This window comes from Pseudomonas sp. HMSC067G02, assembly GCF_001813485.1.
Lineage (GTDB): Bacteria > Pseudomonadota > Gammaproteobacteria > Pseudomonadales > Pseudomonadaceae > Pseudomonas > Pseudomonas aeruginosa.
Map to the genome: position 1 here is coordinate 25,192 of NZ_KV812688.1, position 15,584 is coordinate 40,775.

The window sequence follows — 15,584 nt, forward strand, 5'->3', positions numbered from 1 at the left end:
TCAGACTCCTTCGCGGGCCGCGCGGTACTGCATCTGCGGTACCGGCTGGGCGACCCATTGCAATGGTTGTTCGGTGGACGCCGTCGGACGGCGGCCGCTGCTCGACGGGCAACCGCCGGCAGGGTCGGTGAAGCTCACCGGGGTTTCCTCCCAGGCCCGGTCGATGGCCTCCAGGCTGTCGTCGCGCTGTTCCTGGGCCTGGTCGCGACGCAACGCGCCGAGGTCCGGGCGCTCGCCGCCGAGTTCCAGCAACGCCTCGAAAATCGCCGCGTAGGCGCTGCCACGTTCCTCCAGGCGCAGCGCCAGCAGGCCGAGGATGTGCGCCACTTCGGCGAGCCCTTCGCTGGCCGCCGCGAACGGCAGCAGCGACAGGTATTCGAGGTACAGCGGCAGGTAGTCCGGCAGCTCCGGTACGTCGATCTGCAGGCCAGCCCCGGTATAGCGGTCGAGCAGGTCGACCATCGCCTGGCCACGGTCGCGGCTCTCGCCGTGGACGTGCTCGAAGAGCAGCAGCGAGACCGAGCGGCCGCGCTCGAAGAGACCGTCGTAGCGCGCCTGGACGTCCAGCAGGTCGCCCTGGCAGAGCTCGTTGAGCAGCGCCGCGAGGCCGTCGCGCAGCGCTTCCGGCAGTTCGCAGGTGCGGATCAGCGCATGCAGGCCGAGGCTCTCCTCGCGCAGCTCGGCGCGTGGATAGTCGAGCAGCAGGGCGAGCAGGCGGAACAGTTGGCTGTGATCGTTCATGGCGCTCACTCCTGGATCTGCACGACCTGGATCACGTCGCGGCGGTTGGTCGGCTTGCCGCCGAACAGGTTGACGGCGGAGTTGCTGCCGCCGGAACAGCCGTTGCCGAAGCTGAAGCCGCAGCCGGAACGCTCGGCGAAGGCATCGGAAAGCGCTTCCTCGCGGTGCGCGCTGGGGATCACGAAGCGATCCTCGTAGTTGGCGATGGCCAGGTAGCGGTACATCTCCTCCACCTGCTCCACGCTCAACCCGACCTTGGCCAGCACCTCCAGGTCCTGGCGGCCTTCGACGTGCTCGGCGCGCTTGTAGGCGCGCATCGCCAGCAGGCGCTTGAGCGCCAGCAGCACCGGCGCGGTGTCGCCGGCGGTGAGCAGGTTGGCCAGGTACTGCACGGGGATGCGCAGCGACTCCACGTCCGGGATCACCCCGTCGCTGCCGATGTGCCCCTCGGCGGCGGCGTTCTGGATCGGCGACAGCGGCGGCACGTACCAGACCATCGGCAGCGTGCGGTATTCCGGGTGCAGCGGCAGGGCCAGCTTCCAGTCCATCGCCAGCTTGTACACCGGCGACTTCTGCGCCGCCTCGATGACGCTGTCGGCCACCCCGTCCTTGCGCGCCTGGGCGATCACCGCCGGGTCGAACGGATCGAGGAAGATCTCCAGTTGCTTCTCGTACAGCTCGCGCTCGTTCTCGCAACTGGCCACTTCGTGGATGCGGTCGGCGTCGTAGAGCAGCACGCCGAGGTAGCGGATGCGCCCGACGCAGGTCTCCGAGCAGACGGTGGGCTGGCCGGCCTCGATGCGCGGGTAGCAGAAGATGCACTTCTCGGACTTGCCGCTCTTCCAGTTGAAGTAGATCTTCTTGTACGGGCAGCCGGAAATGCACATCCGCCAGCCGCGGCACTTGTCCTGGTCGATCAGGACGATGCCGTCCTCCTCGCGCTTGTAGATCGCCCCGCTCGGGCAGGACGCCACGCACGCCGGGTTCAGGCAGTGCTCGCAGAGGCGCGGCAGGTACATCATGAAGGTGTTCTCGTACTCACCGTAGATGTCCGCCTGGACCTGGTCGAAGTTCTTGTCCTTGCGCCGCTTGGCGAACTCGGTGCCGAGGATCTCCTCCCAGTTCGGGCCCCACTCGATCTTCTCCATGCGCTGCCCGGAGACCAGCGAGCGCGGGCGCGCCACCGGCTGGTGCTCGGCCTTGGGCGCGGTATGCAGGTGCTGGTAATCGAAGTCGAACGGTTCGTAGTAGTCGTCGATCTCGGGCAGGTCCGGGTTGGCGAAGATGTTCGCCAGCACGCGGAACTTGCCGCCGATGCGCGGGCGGATCGAACCGTCCGCCGCGCGCACCCAGCCGCCCTTCCACTTCTCCTGGTTTTCCCATTCCTTCGGGTAGCCGATCCCGGGCTTGGTCTCGACGTTGTTGAACCAGGCGTACTCCATGCCTTCGCGGCTGGTCCAGACGTTCTTGCAGGTGATCGAGCAGGTGTGGCAACCGATGCATTTGTCGAGGTTCAGCACCATGCCGACTTGCGAACGAATTTTCATGGCGTCTCTCCTCAAATGTCCTGGGGCAGCGGTTGCGGCAGGGCGTCGCCGCCGAGTCCGCCGTGGCGGGGTTCGTCCAGCCAGTCGACCTTGCTCATCTTGCGCACCACGACGAACTCGTCGCGGTTGCAGCCGACCGTGCCGTAGTAGTTGAAGCCCCAGGCCTGCTGGGCGTAGCCGCCGATCATGTGGGTCGGCTTGAGCACCACGCGGGTCACCGAGTTGTGGTGGCCGCCACGGGTGCCGGTGGTCTCGCTGCCGGGTACGTTCACGATGCGTTCCTGGGCGTGGTACATCATCACCATGCCGTCCTTGACCCGCTGGCTGACCACCGCGCGGCAGGTCGCCGCGCCGTTGGCGTTGAACACCTCGACCCAGTCGTTATCGACGATCCCGGCCTTGGCCGCGTCGTGCTCGCTGAGCCAGATGATCGGACCGCCGCGCGACAGGGTGAGCATCAGCAGGTTGTCGCTGTAGGTGGAGTGGATGCCCCATTTCTGGTGGGGGGTGATCCAGTTCAGGGTGATCTCCGGGTTGCCGTTGGGCTTCCTGTTCAACAGCTTCTCGGTGGTCCGGGTGTTGACCGGCGGCCGGTAGCTGACGAAGCCTTCGCCGAACGCCTGCATCCACGGGTGGTCCTGGTAGAACTGCTGGCGACCGGTGATGGTGCGCCACGGGATCAGCTCGTGGACGTTGGTGTAGCCGGCGTTGTAGCTGACGTGCTCGTCCTCGAGGCCGGACCAGGTCGGGCTGGAGATGATCTTGCGCGGCTGCACCTGGATGTCGCGGAAGCGGATCTTCTCGTCTTCCTTGGGCAGCGCCAGGTGGGCGTGCTCGCGGCCGGTGATCTTCGACAGCGCTTCCCAGGCCTTGACCGCGACCTGGCCGTTGGTTTCCGGAGCCAGGGCGAGGACCACCTCGGCGGCGTCGATGGCGCTGTCGATGCGCGGGCGGCCCTGGCTGACGCCGCTCTCGACGACGCGATGGTTGAGGTCGCCGACCAGCTTCACTTCCTTCTCGGTGTTCCAGCCGATGCCCTTGCCGCCGTTGCCCAGCTTGTCCAGCAGCGGACCGAGCGAGGTGAACTTGCGGTAGACGTTCGGGTAGTCGCGCTCGACCAGGTGCAGCGTCGGCAGGTTGCGTCCCGGCATCGGCTCGCACTCGCCCTTCTTCCAGTCATGGCCGTCGCCGCCGAACGGCTGCGCCAGCTCGGTGGGGGTGTCGTGCAGCAGCGGCACCGTGACCAGGTCCTGCTCCACGCCGAGGTGGCCTTCGGCGACGGCGGAGAACTTCTTGGCGATGGCCTTGTAGATCTCCCAGTCGCTCTTGGCTTCCCAGGCCGGATCGGTGGCCGCCGACAGCGGATGGATGAAGGGGTGCATGTCGGAGGTGTTGAGGTCGTCCTTCTCGTACCAGGTAGCGGTCGGCAGGACGATGTCCGAGTACATGCAGGTGGAGGACATGCGGAAGTCCAGGGTGGTGACCAGGTCGAGCTTGCCCTCGGCACCGTCGTCGACCCAGTCGACCTCGGTGGGACGCGGACCGCCGGCCTTGCCGAGGTCATCGTTCATCACCCCGTTCTTCGCCCCGAGCAGGTACTTGAGCATGTACTCGTGGCCCTTGCCGGAGGAGCCCAGCAGGTTGGAGCGCCAGATGAACATGTTGCGCGGGAAGTTCTGCGGATCGTCCGGCGATTCGCTGGCGAAGCGCAGGCCGCCGCTCTTCAGTTCGCGCACCACGTAGTCGGCGACCGGCAGGCCGGCGGCCTTGGCCTCGGCGGCGATGCGCAGCGGGTTGCGGTTCAGTTGCGGCGCCGACGGCAGCCAGCCGAGGCGTTCGGCCTGGATGTTGTAGTCCAGGGCGTGTTCGGCGAAGCGGCTGGCGTCGGCCAGCGGCGACAGCACCTCGTGCATCGACAGCTTCTCGTGGCGCCATTGCGAGCTGTGCAGGTAGAAGAAGCTGGTGCCGTTCATCTGCCGCGGCGGCCGGCTCCAGTCCAGGCCGAAGGCCAGCGGCGCCCAGCCGGTCTGCGGGCGCAGCTTCTCCTGGCCGACATAGTGCGCCCAGCCGCCGCCGCTCTGGCCGATGCAGCCGCACATCATCAGCATGTTGATGACCGCGCGGTAGTTCATGTCCATGTGGTACCAGTGGTTCATCGCCGCGCCGATGATCACCATCGCCTTACCGCGGGTCTTGTCGGCGCTGTCGGCGAACTCGCGGGCGACCTGCGTCGCGCGCGCCGCCGGAACGCCGGTGATGCGCTCCTGCCAGGCCGGGGTATAGGGCATGTCGGCGTCCTCGTAGGAGGTCGCCACGTTGTCGCCGCCCAGGCCGCGGTCGATGCTGTAGTTGGCCATCTGCAGGTCGTAGACGGTGGCCACCCGCAGGCGCTTGCCGTCCGCCGCGACGATCTCGCGGAACGGCACCCGGCGCAGCAGTACCTCGTCGTTGGCGACGCCCTTGAAGTGCGGGTGCTCCTGCCCGGCGAAATACGGGAAGGCCACCTCGCAGGCATGTTCCGGGCCATCGAGCAGCGACAGTTGCAGGCGCGTCTGGTCACCGCTCCTGCCGTCCAGCTCGGCGATGTTCCACTTGCCTGACTCGCCCCAGCGATAGCCGATGGCGCCGGTGGGCGAGACCAGCCCGCCGCTGCGCTCGTCGTAGGCGATGGTCTTCCACTCGGGGTTGTTGTCCTGGCCGAGGTTGTCCGCCAGGTCGGCGGCGCGCAGGTAGCGGGTCGGCTTGAACGCGCCGCCGGCGTGTTCTTCCAGCAACACCAGCATCGGCATGTCGGTGTACTGGCGGCAGTAGTCGACGAAGTAGGCGCTCGGCCGGTCGAGGTGGAATTCCTTCAGGATCACGTGACCGAAGGCCATGCCCAGCGCGGCGTCGGTGCCCTGCTTGGGGTTGAGCCAGAGGTCGGTGAGCTTGGCCACCTCGGAATAGTCCGGGGTGATGGAGACGGTCTTGGTGCCCTTGTAGCGCACCTCGGTGAAGAAGTGCGCGTCCGGGGTCCGCGTCTGCGGCACGTTGGAGCCCCAGGCGATGATGTAGCTGGAGTTGTACCAGTCGGCCGACTCCGGCACGTCGGTCTGCTCGCCCCAGATCTGCGGGCTGGCCGGCGGCAGGTCGCAGTACCAGTCGTAGAAGCTCAGGCAGACCCCGCCGATCAGCGACAGGTAGCGGGCGCCGGCGGCGTAGCTGACCATCGACATGGCCGGGATCGGCGAGAAGCCGATCACCCGGTCCGGACCGTAGGTCTTGGCGGTGTAGACGTTGGCCGCGGCGATGATCTCGGTGACCTCGTCCCAGCTGGAACGGACGAAGCCGCCCAGGCCGCGCTGGCTCTTGTAGCTCTTCGCCTTGGCGGCGTCCTCGACGATGCTGGCCCAGGCGTTCACCGGGTCGCCGTGCTGCGCCCGCGCCTCGCGCCAGAGCTTGAGCAACGGCTTGCGCACCTTCGGGTACTTCAGGCGGTTGGCGCTGTAGATGTACCAGGAATAGCTGGCCCCGCGCGGGCAGCCGCGCGGCTCGTGGTTGGGCAGGTCCGGACGGGTGCGCGGGTAGTCGGTCTGCTGGGTTTCCCAGGTGATCAGGCCGTTCTTCACGTAGATCTTCCAGGAGCAGGAGCCGGTGCAGTTCACCCCGTGGGTGGAGCGCACGATCTTGTCGTGCTGCCAGCGCTGCCGGTAGGCACCTTCCCAGGCGCGGCTCTCGTTGCTGGTCTCGCCGTGGCCATCGGCGAATTCGCCCTGCTTCTTCTTGAAGAACTGCAGGCGGTCGAGCAGGTGACTCATCTTGATCTCCTCACCCGGTCTGTGCCGGGCGTTACAACGCTAATCAGGGGTTGCCGCGGGCTGCTGCCGACGGACTCAACAGGGACTCTCCGCACCCTTGCGCGCGTACCACCACCAGGTGGCGACGATGCAGCTCAGGTAGTAGGCGATGAACACGTAGAGGGCGCCCTCGGCGCTGCCGGTCATGTGCAGCGAGGTGCCGAACGCCTTCGGGATGAAGAACCCGCCGAAGGCGCCGATGGCGGCGGAGAAGCCGATCACCGCGGCCGACTCCATGCTCGCGTTGCGCGCCGCGCCGGCTTCGTCGGCCTGGCCGTCGCGCACCCGCCGGGCCCACTCGTTGCGGAAGATCACCGGGATCATGCGGAAGGTGGAACCGTTGCCGATGCCGGCGAAGAAGAACAGCAGGATGAAGGCGCCAAGGAAGCCGAAGAAGTTGCCCTGGCCGCCGTCGCCCGGCAGGAAGGCGATCACCGTGAACACCCCGCCGATCATCAGTGCGTAGTTCCACAGGGTGATCCGCGCGCCGCCGAACTTGTCCGCCAGCCAGCCGCCCAGGGGCCGGCTGAGGGCGCCCACCAGCGGACCGAGGAAGGCGTATTGCAGCGGGTTGATGTCGGGGAACTGGGTCTTGCTGAGCATCGCGAAGCCGGCCGAGAAGCCGATGAACGAGCCGAAGGTGGCCACGTACAGCCAGCACATCAGCCAGTTGTGCTTGCGCTTGAAGATCACCGCCTGGTCGCGGAACGAGGCCTTGGCGTCGGCGATGTCGTTCATCCCGAACCAGGCCGCGACCGATACCACGGCGATGAACGGCACCCAGATCCAGCCGGCGTTCTGCAGCCACAGGCGACCGCCGTCGCCGAGCTGCTGCGGCTCGCCGCCGAAGGCGCCGAACAGGCCGCCGGCCACCGCCAGCGGCACGGCGAACTGCATCACCGAGACGCCGAGGTTGCCGAGCCCGGCATTCAGGCCGAGGGCGGTGCCCTGCTGGCTCTTCGGATAGAAGAAGCTGATGTTGGACATGCTCGAGGCGAAGTTGCCGCCGCCGAAGCCGCAGAGCAGCGCGATCAGGGCGAACACCCAGTACGGGGTGCTCGGGTCCTGCACGGCGAAGCCCAGCCAGATGCACGGGATCAGCATCGAGGCGGTGCTCAGGGCGGTCCAGCGACGACCGCCGAAGATCGGCACCATGAACGAATAGAACACCCGCAGGGTGGCGCCGGAGATCGACGGCAGCGCCGCGAGCAGGAACAACTGGTCGTTGCTGAAGGCGAAGCCGGCGCTGTTCAGGCGCACGGTCACCGTGCTCCAGATCATCCACACGGCGAAGGCGAGCAGCAGCGCGGGGATCGAGATCCACAGGTTGCGGCTGGCGATGCGCTTGCCGTTGCGCGCCCAGAACTCGGGGTCCTCGGGGCGCCAGTCGAGCAGCAGCGGTCCCCGTGCGGCTTTCAGTTGGGTATTGGCGATCATGCCCATGACGGCATTACCTCAGGAGTGGGTGGGAAGGGTGGGAGGAAGGTCGACGTCGGCCGAGGCGGCCTGGCCGTCGATGCGGCGTTGCTGCTTGATCGCGTAGTGCATCCAGACCATGCAGACCACGGTCAGGCCGAACAGCAACATGAAGCAGGAGGAGCGCACGCCGATGTGGTCGGCGGCGTAGCCGAACAGGATCGGCAGGCAGAAGCCGCCGAGGCCGCCGATCACCCCGACCATGCCGCCGACGGTGCCCATGTTGCTCGGGTAGTAGTCGTGGATGATCCGGTACACGCTGGCCTTGCCGAAGCCCTGGGCGATGCCGACGACGAACACCAGGAAGGTGAACAGCCAGACGTTCAGGCCGATGCCCAGGCTGAGGTCGCCCTGGATGCCGTGGATGGTCATGGTGGTCTGCGGGTAGGAGAGGAAGAACAGGCACACCAGGCAGACCCAGAACACGCCCCAGTTCACCGAGCGCGCGCCGTAGTGGTCGCTGAACCAGCCGCCGAGGGCGCGGATCAGGCCGGACGGCAAGGTGAACAGCATGGTGATGAAGGATGCGGTCTTCAGGTCCAGGCCGTATTCGGCGATGTAGTACTTCGGCAGCCACAGGGCCAGGGCGACGAAGCCGCCGAAGACGAAGAAGTAGTACAGGCCGAAGCGCCAGACGCGCAGCTCGGCGAGCGGCGCCAGTTGCTTGGCCAGGGTCGGCCGCTGGCTGGCCTCGGCGGCACCCTTGAGGTGCGCCGGATCGGTCCAGGTGAACAGCCAGAACAGCACGGCGGTGACCAGCATGGCCACCGAGTAGACCTGCGGCACCATGCGCCAGCCGAAGGCGACCACGATCATCGGCGCCACCAGGTTGGTGATCGCCGCGCCGGCGTTGCCGGCGCCGAAGATGCCCATCGCGGTGCCCTGGCGCTCCTTCTCGAACCAGGCCGAGGTGTAGGCGATGCCGACCGCGAAGGAGCCGCCGGCCAGGCCGACGAACAGGCCGAGCACCAGGTAGTGCCAGTACTGGCTGGCGAAGGCCAGGCCGTAGATCGGGATGGCCACCAGCAGCATGTGGATGAAGAACACGATGCGGCCGCCGAAGCGGTCGGTGATCAGGCCCAGCGGCAGGCGCACCAGGGAGCCGGTGAGGATCGGCAGGGCGACCATCAGGCCGAACTGGGATTCGCTCAGGCCAAGCTCGTCCTTGATGCGGATGCCGATGATCGAAAACATCGTCCACACGGCGAAATTCACCGCGAAGGACAAGGTACTCATGCCGAGGACGGAGTACTGTTTCTGACGTAGGGAAGCCATGGCTAAACTCTCTGCACGGACAGCGTTCAGCGAGAGCCTAGGGAAGGTGTTCCTATGCAAATTTGATAGGAATCAATGAAATACCGGCCGTTCCGTGCCTAGATGCGCGCCCCTACCTCGAAAGAGGTATGGTCTGAATTATTGCGCAACCCACTGTTTTAAAAGGCTTTTCACATGAACAAGGCGACCGCGCCGGACGCTGACCAGCGGGACAGATTCTTTGGAGGTAGTGACAGGGCCGGAAAGCCGATCCTGCGCCGCTCCCTGGTAGTCCGCTTCGGCTGCTACCTCACCCTGCTGGTATCGCTGGCGCTGATCGGGATGTTCAGCGCCCTGCTCTTCGCCGACTACACGCACCAGGACGCCGCGGTGATCAACCACGCCGGCTCGTTGCGCATGCTCACCTACCGGGTCGCCCTGGAGCCCAGCCTGGAAGGCCGCCAGGCGCTGCTCGGGACCCTCGGCGAACGCCTCGACAGCGGCGACATCCGCCGCCTGCTGCAACGCCAGGACGCCGACGACCCGATCCGCCAGCTGCACCAGGAGCTGCGCGAGGGCCTGGCGCGCCTGGACCCGCGCGCGCTGCCCGGACGCGCCGTGCTGGACGCCTACGTCGGCGACATCGACCGTTTCGTCGGCATCCTCCAGGCCAAGGCCGAGCGCCGCTCGCAACTGCTCAGCACGGTGCAGGGCCTGTGCCTGTTCCTCAGCCTGCTGGTGGTGTTCGTCACCCTCTACGACCTCAGCTACCACGTCATCGGCCCGCTGCGCGAACTCACCAGCACCGCCCGCCGCCTGGGCCGCGGCGAGCTGGACGCGCGGGTCACCTACAGCGGCGAGGACGAACTGGCGCAACTGGGCGAGCGCTTCAACCAGATGGCCGGCGAGCTGAAGAGCATCTACGGCGACCTGGAAGAGCGCGTGGAGGACAAGACCCGCGCCCTCTCGCAGAGCCACCAGCGCCTCGAACTGCTCTACGCCAGCGCCCGCCGGCTGGGCGAGAACCCCTACGACAGCCGCACCCTGCAACCGCTGCTGAACCAGTTGGAGAAAGTGCTAGACGCCGGCCGCGTGACCCTCTGCCTGAACAAGGACGGGGTCGAGCGCGCCTACAGTTCGCTGACCACCACCGAGCGCCCGGCGGACTTCTGCCTGCAGGGCGACTGCGGTAGCTGCCGCGAGCAGGCCAGCGCCTGCGACCAACCCTCGTCCCTGGCCCAGCCATTGCTGATGCAGCCCCTGTCCATCGCCGGCCACCGTTTCGGCGAACTGTTCATCGAAAGCCGCAGCGGCCGCCTGGAGAACTGGCAGCAGCAACTGATCGAGACCTTCTGCGACAACATCGCCCGCACCTTCGCCCTGTCCCTGCAACAGGAACAGGAAAGCCGCCTGGCCCTGTTCGCCGAGCGCGGCACCATCGCCCGTGAACTGCACGACTCGCTGGCACAGTCGCTGTCCTACCTGAAGATCCAGGTCAGCCGCCTGGGCACCCTGCTCAAGCGCGAGGCGCCGGCGGAGAAGATCGAGGACACCCTCGACGAACTGCGCGAAGGCCTCAACGGCGCCTACCGGCAACTGCGCGAACTGCTCACCACCTTCCGCCTCAGCCTCGACGAGCCGAGCCTGGAAGCCGCGCTGGGGAACGCCGTGGCCGAGTTCGGCGAGCGCGGCGAGGTGGCGATCGAACTGGACAACCGCCTGCAACACGTGCCGCTGAGCCCCAACGAGGAAATCCACGTCCTGCAGATCGTCCGCGAGGCGCTCTCCAACGTGGTTCGCCATTCGCAGGCGCAACGGGCCTGGGTGCGCCTGAGCAGCCAGGCCGACGGCCAGGTGAGCATCGCCGTCGAGGACGATGGCGTCGGCTTTGATCCGCAGCAGAACCGCAGCGGCCACTATGGGCTTACCATCATGCAGGAGCGCGGCCAGACCCTCGGCAGCCAGTTGCGCTTCGAAGCGCGCGCGCCCCACGGCACGCGAGTGCTCTTCAGCTTCGTGCCGACCGCCCTGCAACCCTCCGCCGCCAAGGAGCCGACCCCATGACGGACATGCCAGCCACCGCCGACGAACCGGTTCGCCTGCTGCTGGTGGACGACCATCCGATGATGCGCAAGGGCGTCGCCCAGTTGCTCGAACTGGAAGACGACCTCAGCGTGGTCGGCGAGGCCGGCAGCGGCGAGGAAGCCCTGCACCTGGCCGCCGAGCTGGACCCGGACATGATCCTGCTGGACCTGAACATGAAGGGCATGAACGGCCTGGACACCCTGCGCGCGTTGCGCGAGGCCGGAGTCGACGCACGCATCGTGGTGTTCACCGTGTCCGACGACAAGGGCGACGTGGTCAACGTCCTGCGCGCCGGCGCCGACGGCTACCTGCTCAAGGACATGGAGCCGGAGCGCCTGCTCGAGCACATCCGCCAGGCCGCCACCGGACAGATGACCCTGAGCCCGCAGTTGACCCAGATCCTCGCCCAGGCCCTGCGGGGCGACGACCGCTCGAAGAGCCTCGACGAGCTGACCGAGCGCGAACGGCAGATCCTCCGCCAGATCGCCCACGGCTACAGCAACAAGATGATCGCGCGAAAGCTGGACATCACCGAAGGCACGGTGAAGGTCCATGTCAAGCGGGTGCTGCACAAGCTCGGCATGCGTTCGCGGGTCGAGGCGGCGGTGTGGGCGGTGGAGAACGACCTGGTGTAAGCCGCGCGCGGGCTTGATTCCGGTCAAGAAATCCACCGCGGCGCTGCGTCGATACTGGCGGCTTCCTTCCACGAGGCGCCCGTCATGATGTTCGAACGCAGCCCCGACGATCCCCTTCCCCTGGTCTACGCCTGCTCCGGCTGCTCCAACGTGGCGCAACTGGCCAACGATCTCGCGCTGCGCCTGGATCGCGCCCGGCTGGCGGAGATGTCCTGCATCGCCGGAGTCGGCGGCGACGTCCCGCTGCTGGTCCGCCGGGCCCGCTCCGGGCGACCGATCCTGGCCCTCGACGGTTGCCCGCTGCATTGCGTGAAAGGCTGCCTGGCGCGCCACGAGGTAGTCCCGACCCTGCACCTGACCCTCAGCGAACACGGCCTGAAGAAGCGCTACGGCGAGGACTGCGAGGCGCAGGACGCCGAGCGCCTGTTCGTCGAGCTGGAGCGTCTGCTGACGCCGGGCGGCAAGCGCCGCTGCGAATGACGGCGCGGCCGGGGGCGGCGGCTATCCCCAGCCTGCCGCCCGCCTTTCGGCCTCCCTCGCGCATATCGCGGCGCCTCCGCCGCGTAAGCGTGCCCGTACCGCCTGCGATACGCAGCAGTGCGCTAGGATGTCCCCTCGGCTTCGAAGAAAGGACATTTCAATGCTGATCGGTGCGCTGCTGGTTCTCACCTGGGTCATCCTCCTCGTCCGATACCCGGCCAAGGCCCTGCCGGTGTCCCTGGCGGCTCTCGCCGGGCTGGGCCTGGTGGCGGCCTGGGTGATCTGGCAGGACAACGACGAAAGCCGCCACCTGCAACGCCAGGAACTGCGCCTGAGCTATGCGCCGGAACGCTGTCCGGTGGACCGGCCGCTGGCGGTCGAGCTGAAGAACGGCAGCGACCGTCCGTTGCTGGAGCTACGCTGGAGGATCGCCGCCTACCGCCCCGGCGACAGCGTCAACCTGGCCGACACCAGCTTCGACAGCCCGCGCTACCGGGCGCCGAACGCCCTGCTCGGCGGCGACAGCTGGCACGACTGCCTGCCGCTGCCGCCGCTGCGTCCGGGCTATCGCGCCAGCACCCTGGAATTCCGCGCCGAACGCCTGGACGGGCGTTTCGGCAACTGACCGAGGGAGGACCCGATGGAAACCCGCCGTCTGTTCGACCAGGGCTCCGCTGCCTACGCCAGCGCCCGCCCGCGTTATCCCGATGCGCTCTACCGCCATCTCGCCGGGCTCTGCGGCCAGCGCCGGCGCGCCTGGGACTGCGCCACCGGTACCGGCCAGGCCGCGCTCGGCCTGGCGCAGCACTTCGGCGAAGTCCTCGCCAGCGACACCAGCGCGCAGCAGATCGAACACGCCGTTGTCCATCCGGGTATCCGCTACAGCGTGCAGGACGCCGAAGCCACCGACTATCCCGACGCCGCCTTCGACCTGGTCTGCGTAGCCCAGGCCTGGCACTGGTTCGACCACTCGCGCTTCAACCGCGAGCTGCTGCGCGTGCTGCGTCCCGGCGGCGTGTTCGCCGCCTGGGGCTACGGCTGGTTCAGCATCGACGCGCAGATCGATGCCGCCATCGACGAGGAATACCTGCGCCCGATCGGCCCGTACTGGGCGCAACAGAACCGCCTGCTGTGGAACGCCTACCGGGATGTCGAGCTGCCGCTGGGCGAACTCCCCGCGCCGGCCTTCGTCATCGAGCAACAATGGAGCCTGGCCCGGTTGTTCGACTACATGGCCACCTGGTCGGCCAGCCGCCTGTGCCGCGAGGCGCAGGGCAACGCTTTCGTGCGCCAGGCCCTGCAACGGGTCGCCGCGCTCTGGGGCGAGCCGACCTCGACACGCAGGGTTCGCATGCCGCTGGCGCTGCGGATCGCGCGCAAGGACGCCTGACCGAGCCTTCGGGCGGTTTTCCGCGGCCGGCGAATCCAGTACGGTAGGCCGCCCTCCTTCCAACTCCCAGCCAAGGAACGCCGCCCCATGAGCCAACCCGTCGCCTTCGTCACCGGCTGCTCCAGCGGCATCGGCCGCGCCCTCGCCGACGCCTTCCAGCGCGCCGGCTACCGGGTCTGGGCCAGCGCACGCAAGGAAGACGACGTGCGCGCCCTGGCCGAGGCCGGCTTCCAGGCGGTGCAACTGGACGTCAACGACGCCGCCGCGCTGGCCCGTCTGGCCGAGGAGCTGGAAGTCGAAGCCGCCGGCCTCGACGTCCTGGTCAACAACGCCGGCTACGGCGCCATGGGTCCGCTGCTGGACGGCGGCGTCGACGCCATGCGCCGGCAGTTCGAGACCAACGTGTTCGCCGTGGTCGGCGTGACCCGCGCACTGTTCCCGCTACTGAGGCGCAAGTCCGGCCTGGTGGTGAACGTCGGCAGCGTCTCCGGCGTGCTGGTCACGCCCTTCGCCGGCGCCTACTGCGCCTCCAAGGCCGCGGTGCATGCGCTGAGCGATGCCCTGCGCCTGGAACTGGCACCGTTCGGCGTCGAGGTGCTGGAAGTGCAGCCGGGCGCCATCGCCTCGAACTTCGGCGCCAGCGCCAGCCGCGAGATGGACAGCGTGGTCGACGAACGCTCGCCCTGGTGGCCGTTGCGCCGGCAGATCCAGGCGCGCGCCGCGGCATCCCAGGACAATCCCACGCCCGCCGAAGACTTCGCCCGCCAGTTGCTCGCCGCCGTGCAGCGCCGTCCGCGCCCGCCGCTGGTGCGCATCGGCAATGGCAGCCGGGCCCTGCCGGCGCTGGCCCGCTGGATGCCGCGCGGCCTGCTGGAGCGGCTGCTGAAGAAGCGCTTCGGCCTCGACACGCGCCTCTGAAACCGCCAGGAGATACCGCTATGGGCGACCGCCTTGCCGTACCCATCCGTTACTACGCCCTGGCCGGGATCGCCGCGGCGATCCTGCTCAACGTGCTGCTGCGCGGGGTGGTCCGCTTCGGCGGCCTGCCGGCCAGCCTGCTGATCGCCGCGCTGGTCGCCGGCGGCCTGGCCTGGTGGTTCGCCCGCGCGCAGCGGCGCTGGCCGACCTGGGGCGAGCGCTTGCGCCTGGTCGCCCTGTATGGCGGAGTGCTCGGGATCCTTTACCTGCTACTGGTCGGCCTCGCCTCGCTGAAAGGCGATCCCAGCCCGGCGGCACTGCTCATCGTGGTGCTGCACTACCTGTGCTATCCGGCGCTGTTGCTGGTGTTCTTCTCCGGCAGGGTCTATGGATTCTTCCTGCGCTGACGGGTGAAGCTGCCTCAACGAATTCTTCACATTCTCTTCAGCTCGGCTTGACCCGCCCTCGCCTAGTGTTGGCCACCCACCGCACGAGGCCGACATGCACCGTTCACCGCTCGCCTGGCTCCGCCTGCTCCTCGCCGCCGTGCTCGGCGCCTTCCTGCTCGGCGGCCCGCTGCATGCCGCCGAGACTGCCGCCCCGCGTTCGCCAGCCTGGGCGCAAGCGGTCGACCCGTCGATCAACCTCTACCGCATGAGCCCCACCCTCTATCGCAGCGCGCTGCCCAACGCACAGAGCGTCGCGCTGCTGCAACGCCTGCAGGTGAAGACGGTGGTCAGCTTCATCAAGGACGACGACCGCGCCTGGCTGGGCCAGGCTCCGGTGCGGGTGGTCAGCCTGCCGACCCACGCCGACCGGGTCGACGACGCCGAGGTGCTCAGCGTCCTCCGCCAGTTGCAGGCCGCCGAGCGCGAAGGCCCGGTACTGATGCACTGTAAGCACGGCAACAACCGCACCGGACTGTTCGCCGCCATGTACCGCATCGTCGTGCAGGGCTGGGACAAGCAGGCCGCGCTGGAGGAAATGCAGCGCGGCGGGTTCGGCGACGAGGACGACATGCGCGACGCCAGCGCCTATGTGCGCGGCGCCGACGTCGACGGCCTGCGCCTGGCGATGGCCAACGGCGAATGCAGCCCATCGCGCTTCGCCCTCTGCCATGTGCGCGAGTGGATGGCCCAGGCGCTCGACCGGCCGTAAACACGCGCAGGGCCGAAAGGCTTGGTCCCGTCACGCAAGTTTGGCACCCTTGGGGCTCGCCGCC

Annotated in this window: 13 protein-coding genes; 8 read left to right on the forward strand and 5 right to left on the reverse strand. The window is 67.9% G+C overall.

Features of this window, described 5'->3' with window-relative positions:
- The 5 genes from narJ to HMPREF2914_RS17630 form a co-directional block, all read right to left on the reverse strand.
- On the reverse strand, positions 1-741 hold the full coding sequence (narJ, locus tag HMPREF2914_RS17610; protein WP_003092956.1) for a nitrate reductase molybdenum cofactor assembly chaperone: 741 nt from the start codon (positions 739-741) through the stop codon (positions 1-3).
- A gap of 5 nt (positions 742-746) precedes the next feature.
- Positions 747-2,288, reverse strand: coding sequence for a nitrate reductase subunit beta (narH, locus tag HMPREF2914_RS17615; RefSeq protein ID WP_003092958.1), 1,542 nt, complete (start codon positions 2,286-2,288; stop codon positions 747-749).
- Positions 2,289-2,299: 11 nt separating this feature from the next.
- The gene (locus tag HMPREF2914_RS17620) at positions 2,300-6,085 is read right to left on the reverse strand and encodes a nitrate reductase subunit alpha (RefSeq protein ID WP_023092472.1); all 3,786 of its coding nucleotides are present in this window, start codon (positions 6,083-6,085) and stop codon (positions 2,300-2,302) included.
- Positions 6,086-6,160: 75 nt separating this feature from the next.
- Positions 6,161-7,567, reverse strand: a complete 1,407-nt coding sequence (gene narK2 / locus HMPREF2914_RS17625; protein WP_003092963.1) for a nitrate/nitrite transporter NarK2 — start codon at positions 7,565-7,567, stop codon at positions 6,161-6,163.
- Positions 7,568-7,579: 12 nt separating this feature from the next.
- Complete coding sequence (locus tag HMPREF2914_RS17630; RefSeq protein WP_003105298.1) at positions 7,580-8,875, reverse strand: nitrate/nitrite transporter; 1,296 nt, start codon at positions 8,873-8,875, stop codon at positions 7,580-7,582.
- A 174-nt stretch (positions 8,876-9,049) separates the two neighbouring features.
- Here HMPREF2914_RS17630 and narX point away from each other — a divergent pair, with 174 nt between their 5' ends.
- The 8 genes from narX to tpbA all read left to right on the forward strand — a co-directional run bounded on the left by narX (position 9,050) and on the right by tpbA (position 15,520).
- Entirely contained in the window at positions 9,050-10,918 is a 1,869-nt protein-coding gene (gene narX, locus HMPREF2914_RS17635; RefSeq protein WP_003092966.1) for a two-component system sensor histidine kinase NarX, read from the forward strand.
- On the forward strand, positions 10,915-11,574 hold the full coding sequence (gene narL, locus HMPREF2914_RS17640) for a two-component system response regulator NarL (protein ID WP_009313427.1): 660 nt from the start codon (positions 10,915-10,917) through the stop codon (positions 11,572-11,574). Before narX ends, narL begins: the two co-directional genes overlap by 4 nt.
- A gap of 84 nt (positions 11,575-11,658) precedes the next feature.
- A complete protein-coding gene (gene anvM, locus HMPREF2914_RS17645) occupies positions 11,659-12,054 on the forward strand; it encodes an anaerobic/virulence modulator AnvM (protein WP_003092971.1) in 396 nt (131 codons plus the stop codon).
- A gap of 160 nt (positions 12,055-12,214) precedes the next feature.
- Entirely contained in the window at positions 12,215-12,679 is a 465-nt protein-coding gene (locus tag HMPREF2914_RS17650) for a hypothetical protein (protein WP_003092973.1), read from the forward strand.
- Between the two features lie 15 nt (positions 12,680-12,694).
- Positions 12,695-13,444 (forward strand): class I SAM-dependent methyltransferase, encoded by a 750-nt coding sequence (locus HMPREF2914_RS17655; protein ID WP_003092974.1) that lies wholly within the window; start codon positions 12,695-12,697, stop codon positions 13,442-13,444.
- An 87-nt stretch (positions 13,445-13,531) separates the two neighbouring features.
- On the forward strand, positions 13,532-14,362 hold the full coding sequence (locus HMPREF2914_RS17660; protein ID WP_014604019.1) for an SDR family oxidoreductase: 831 nt from the start codon (positions 13,532-13,534) through the stop codon (positions 14,360-14,362).
- Between the two features lie 20 nt (positions 14,363-14,382).
- Positions 14,383-14,769 carry a hypothetical protein gene (locus tag HMPREF2914_RS17665; protein ID WP_009313425.1) on the forward strand — a complete coding sequence of 129 codons (387 nt, stop codon included), beginning with the start codon at positions 14,383-14,385 and terminating at the stop codon, positions 14,767-14,769.
- Between the two features lie 94 nt (positions 14,770-14,863).
- The gene (gene tpbA, locus HMPREF2914_RS17670) at positions 14,864-15,520 is read left to right on the forward strand and encodes a tyrosine phosphatase TpbA (protein ID WP_003111594.1); all 657 of its coding nucleotides are present in this window, start codon (positions 14,864-14,866) and stop codon (positions 15,518-15,520) included.
- The last annotated feature ends 64 nt before the right edge of the window (positions 15,521-15,584 follow it).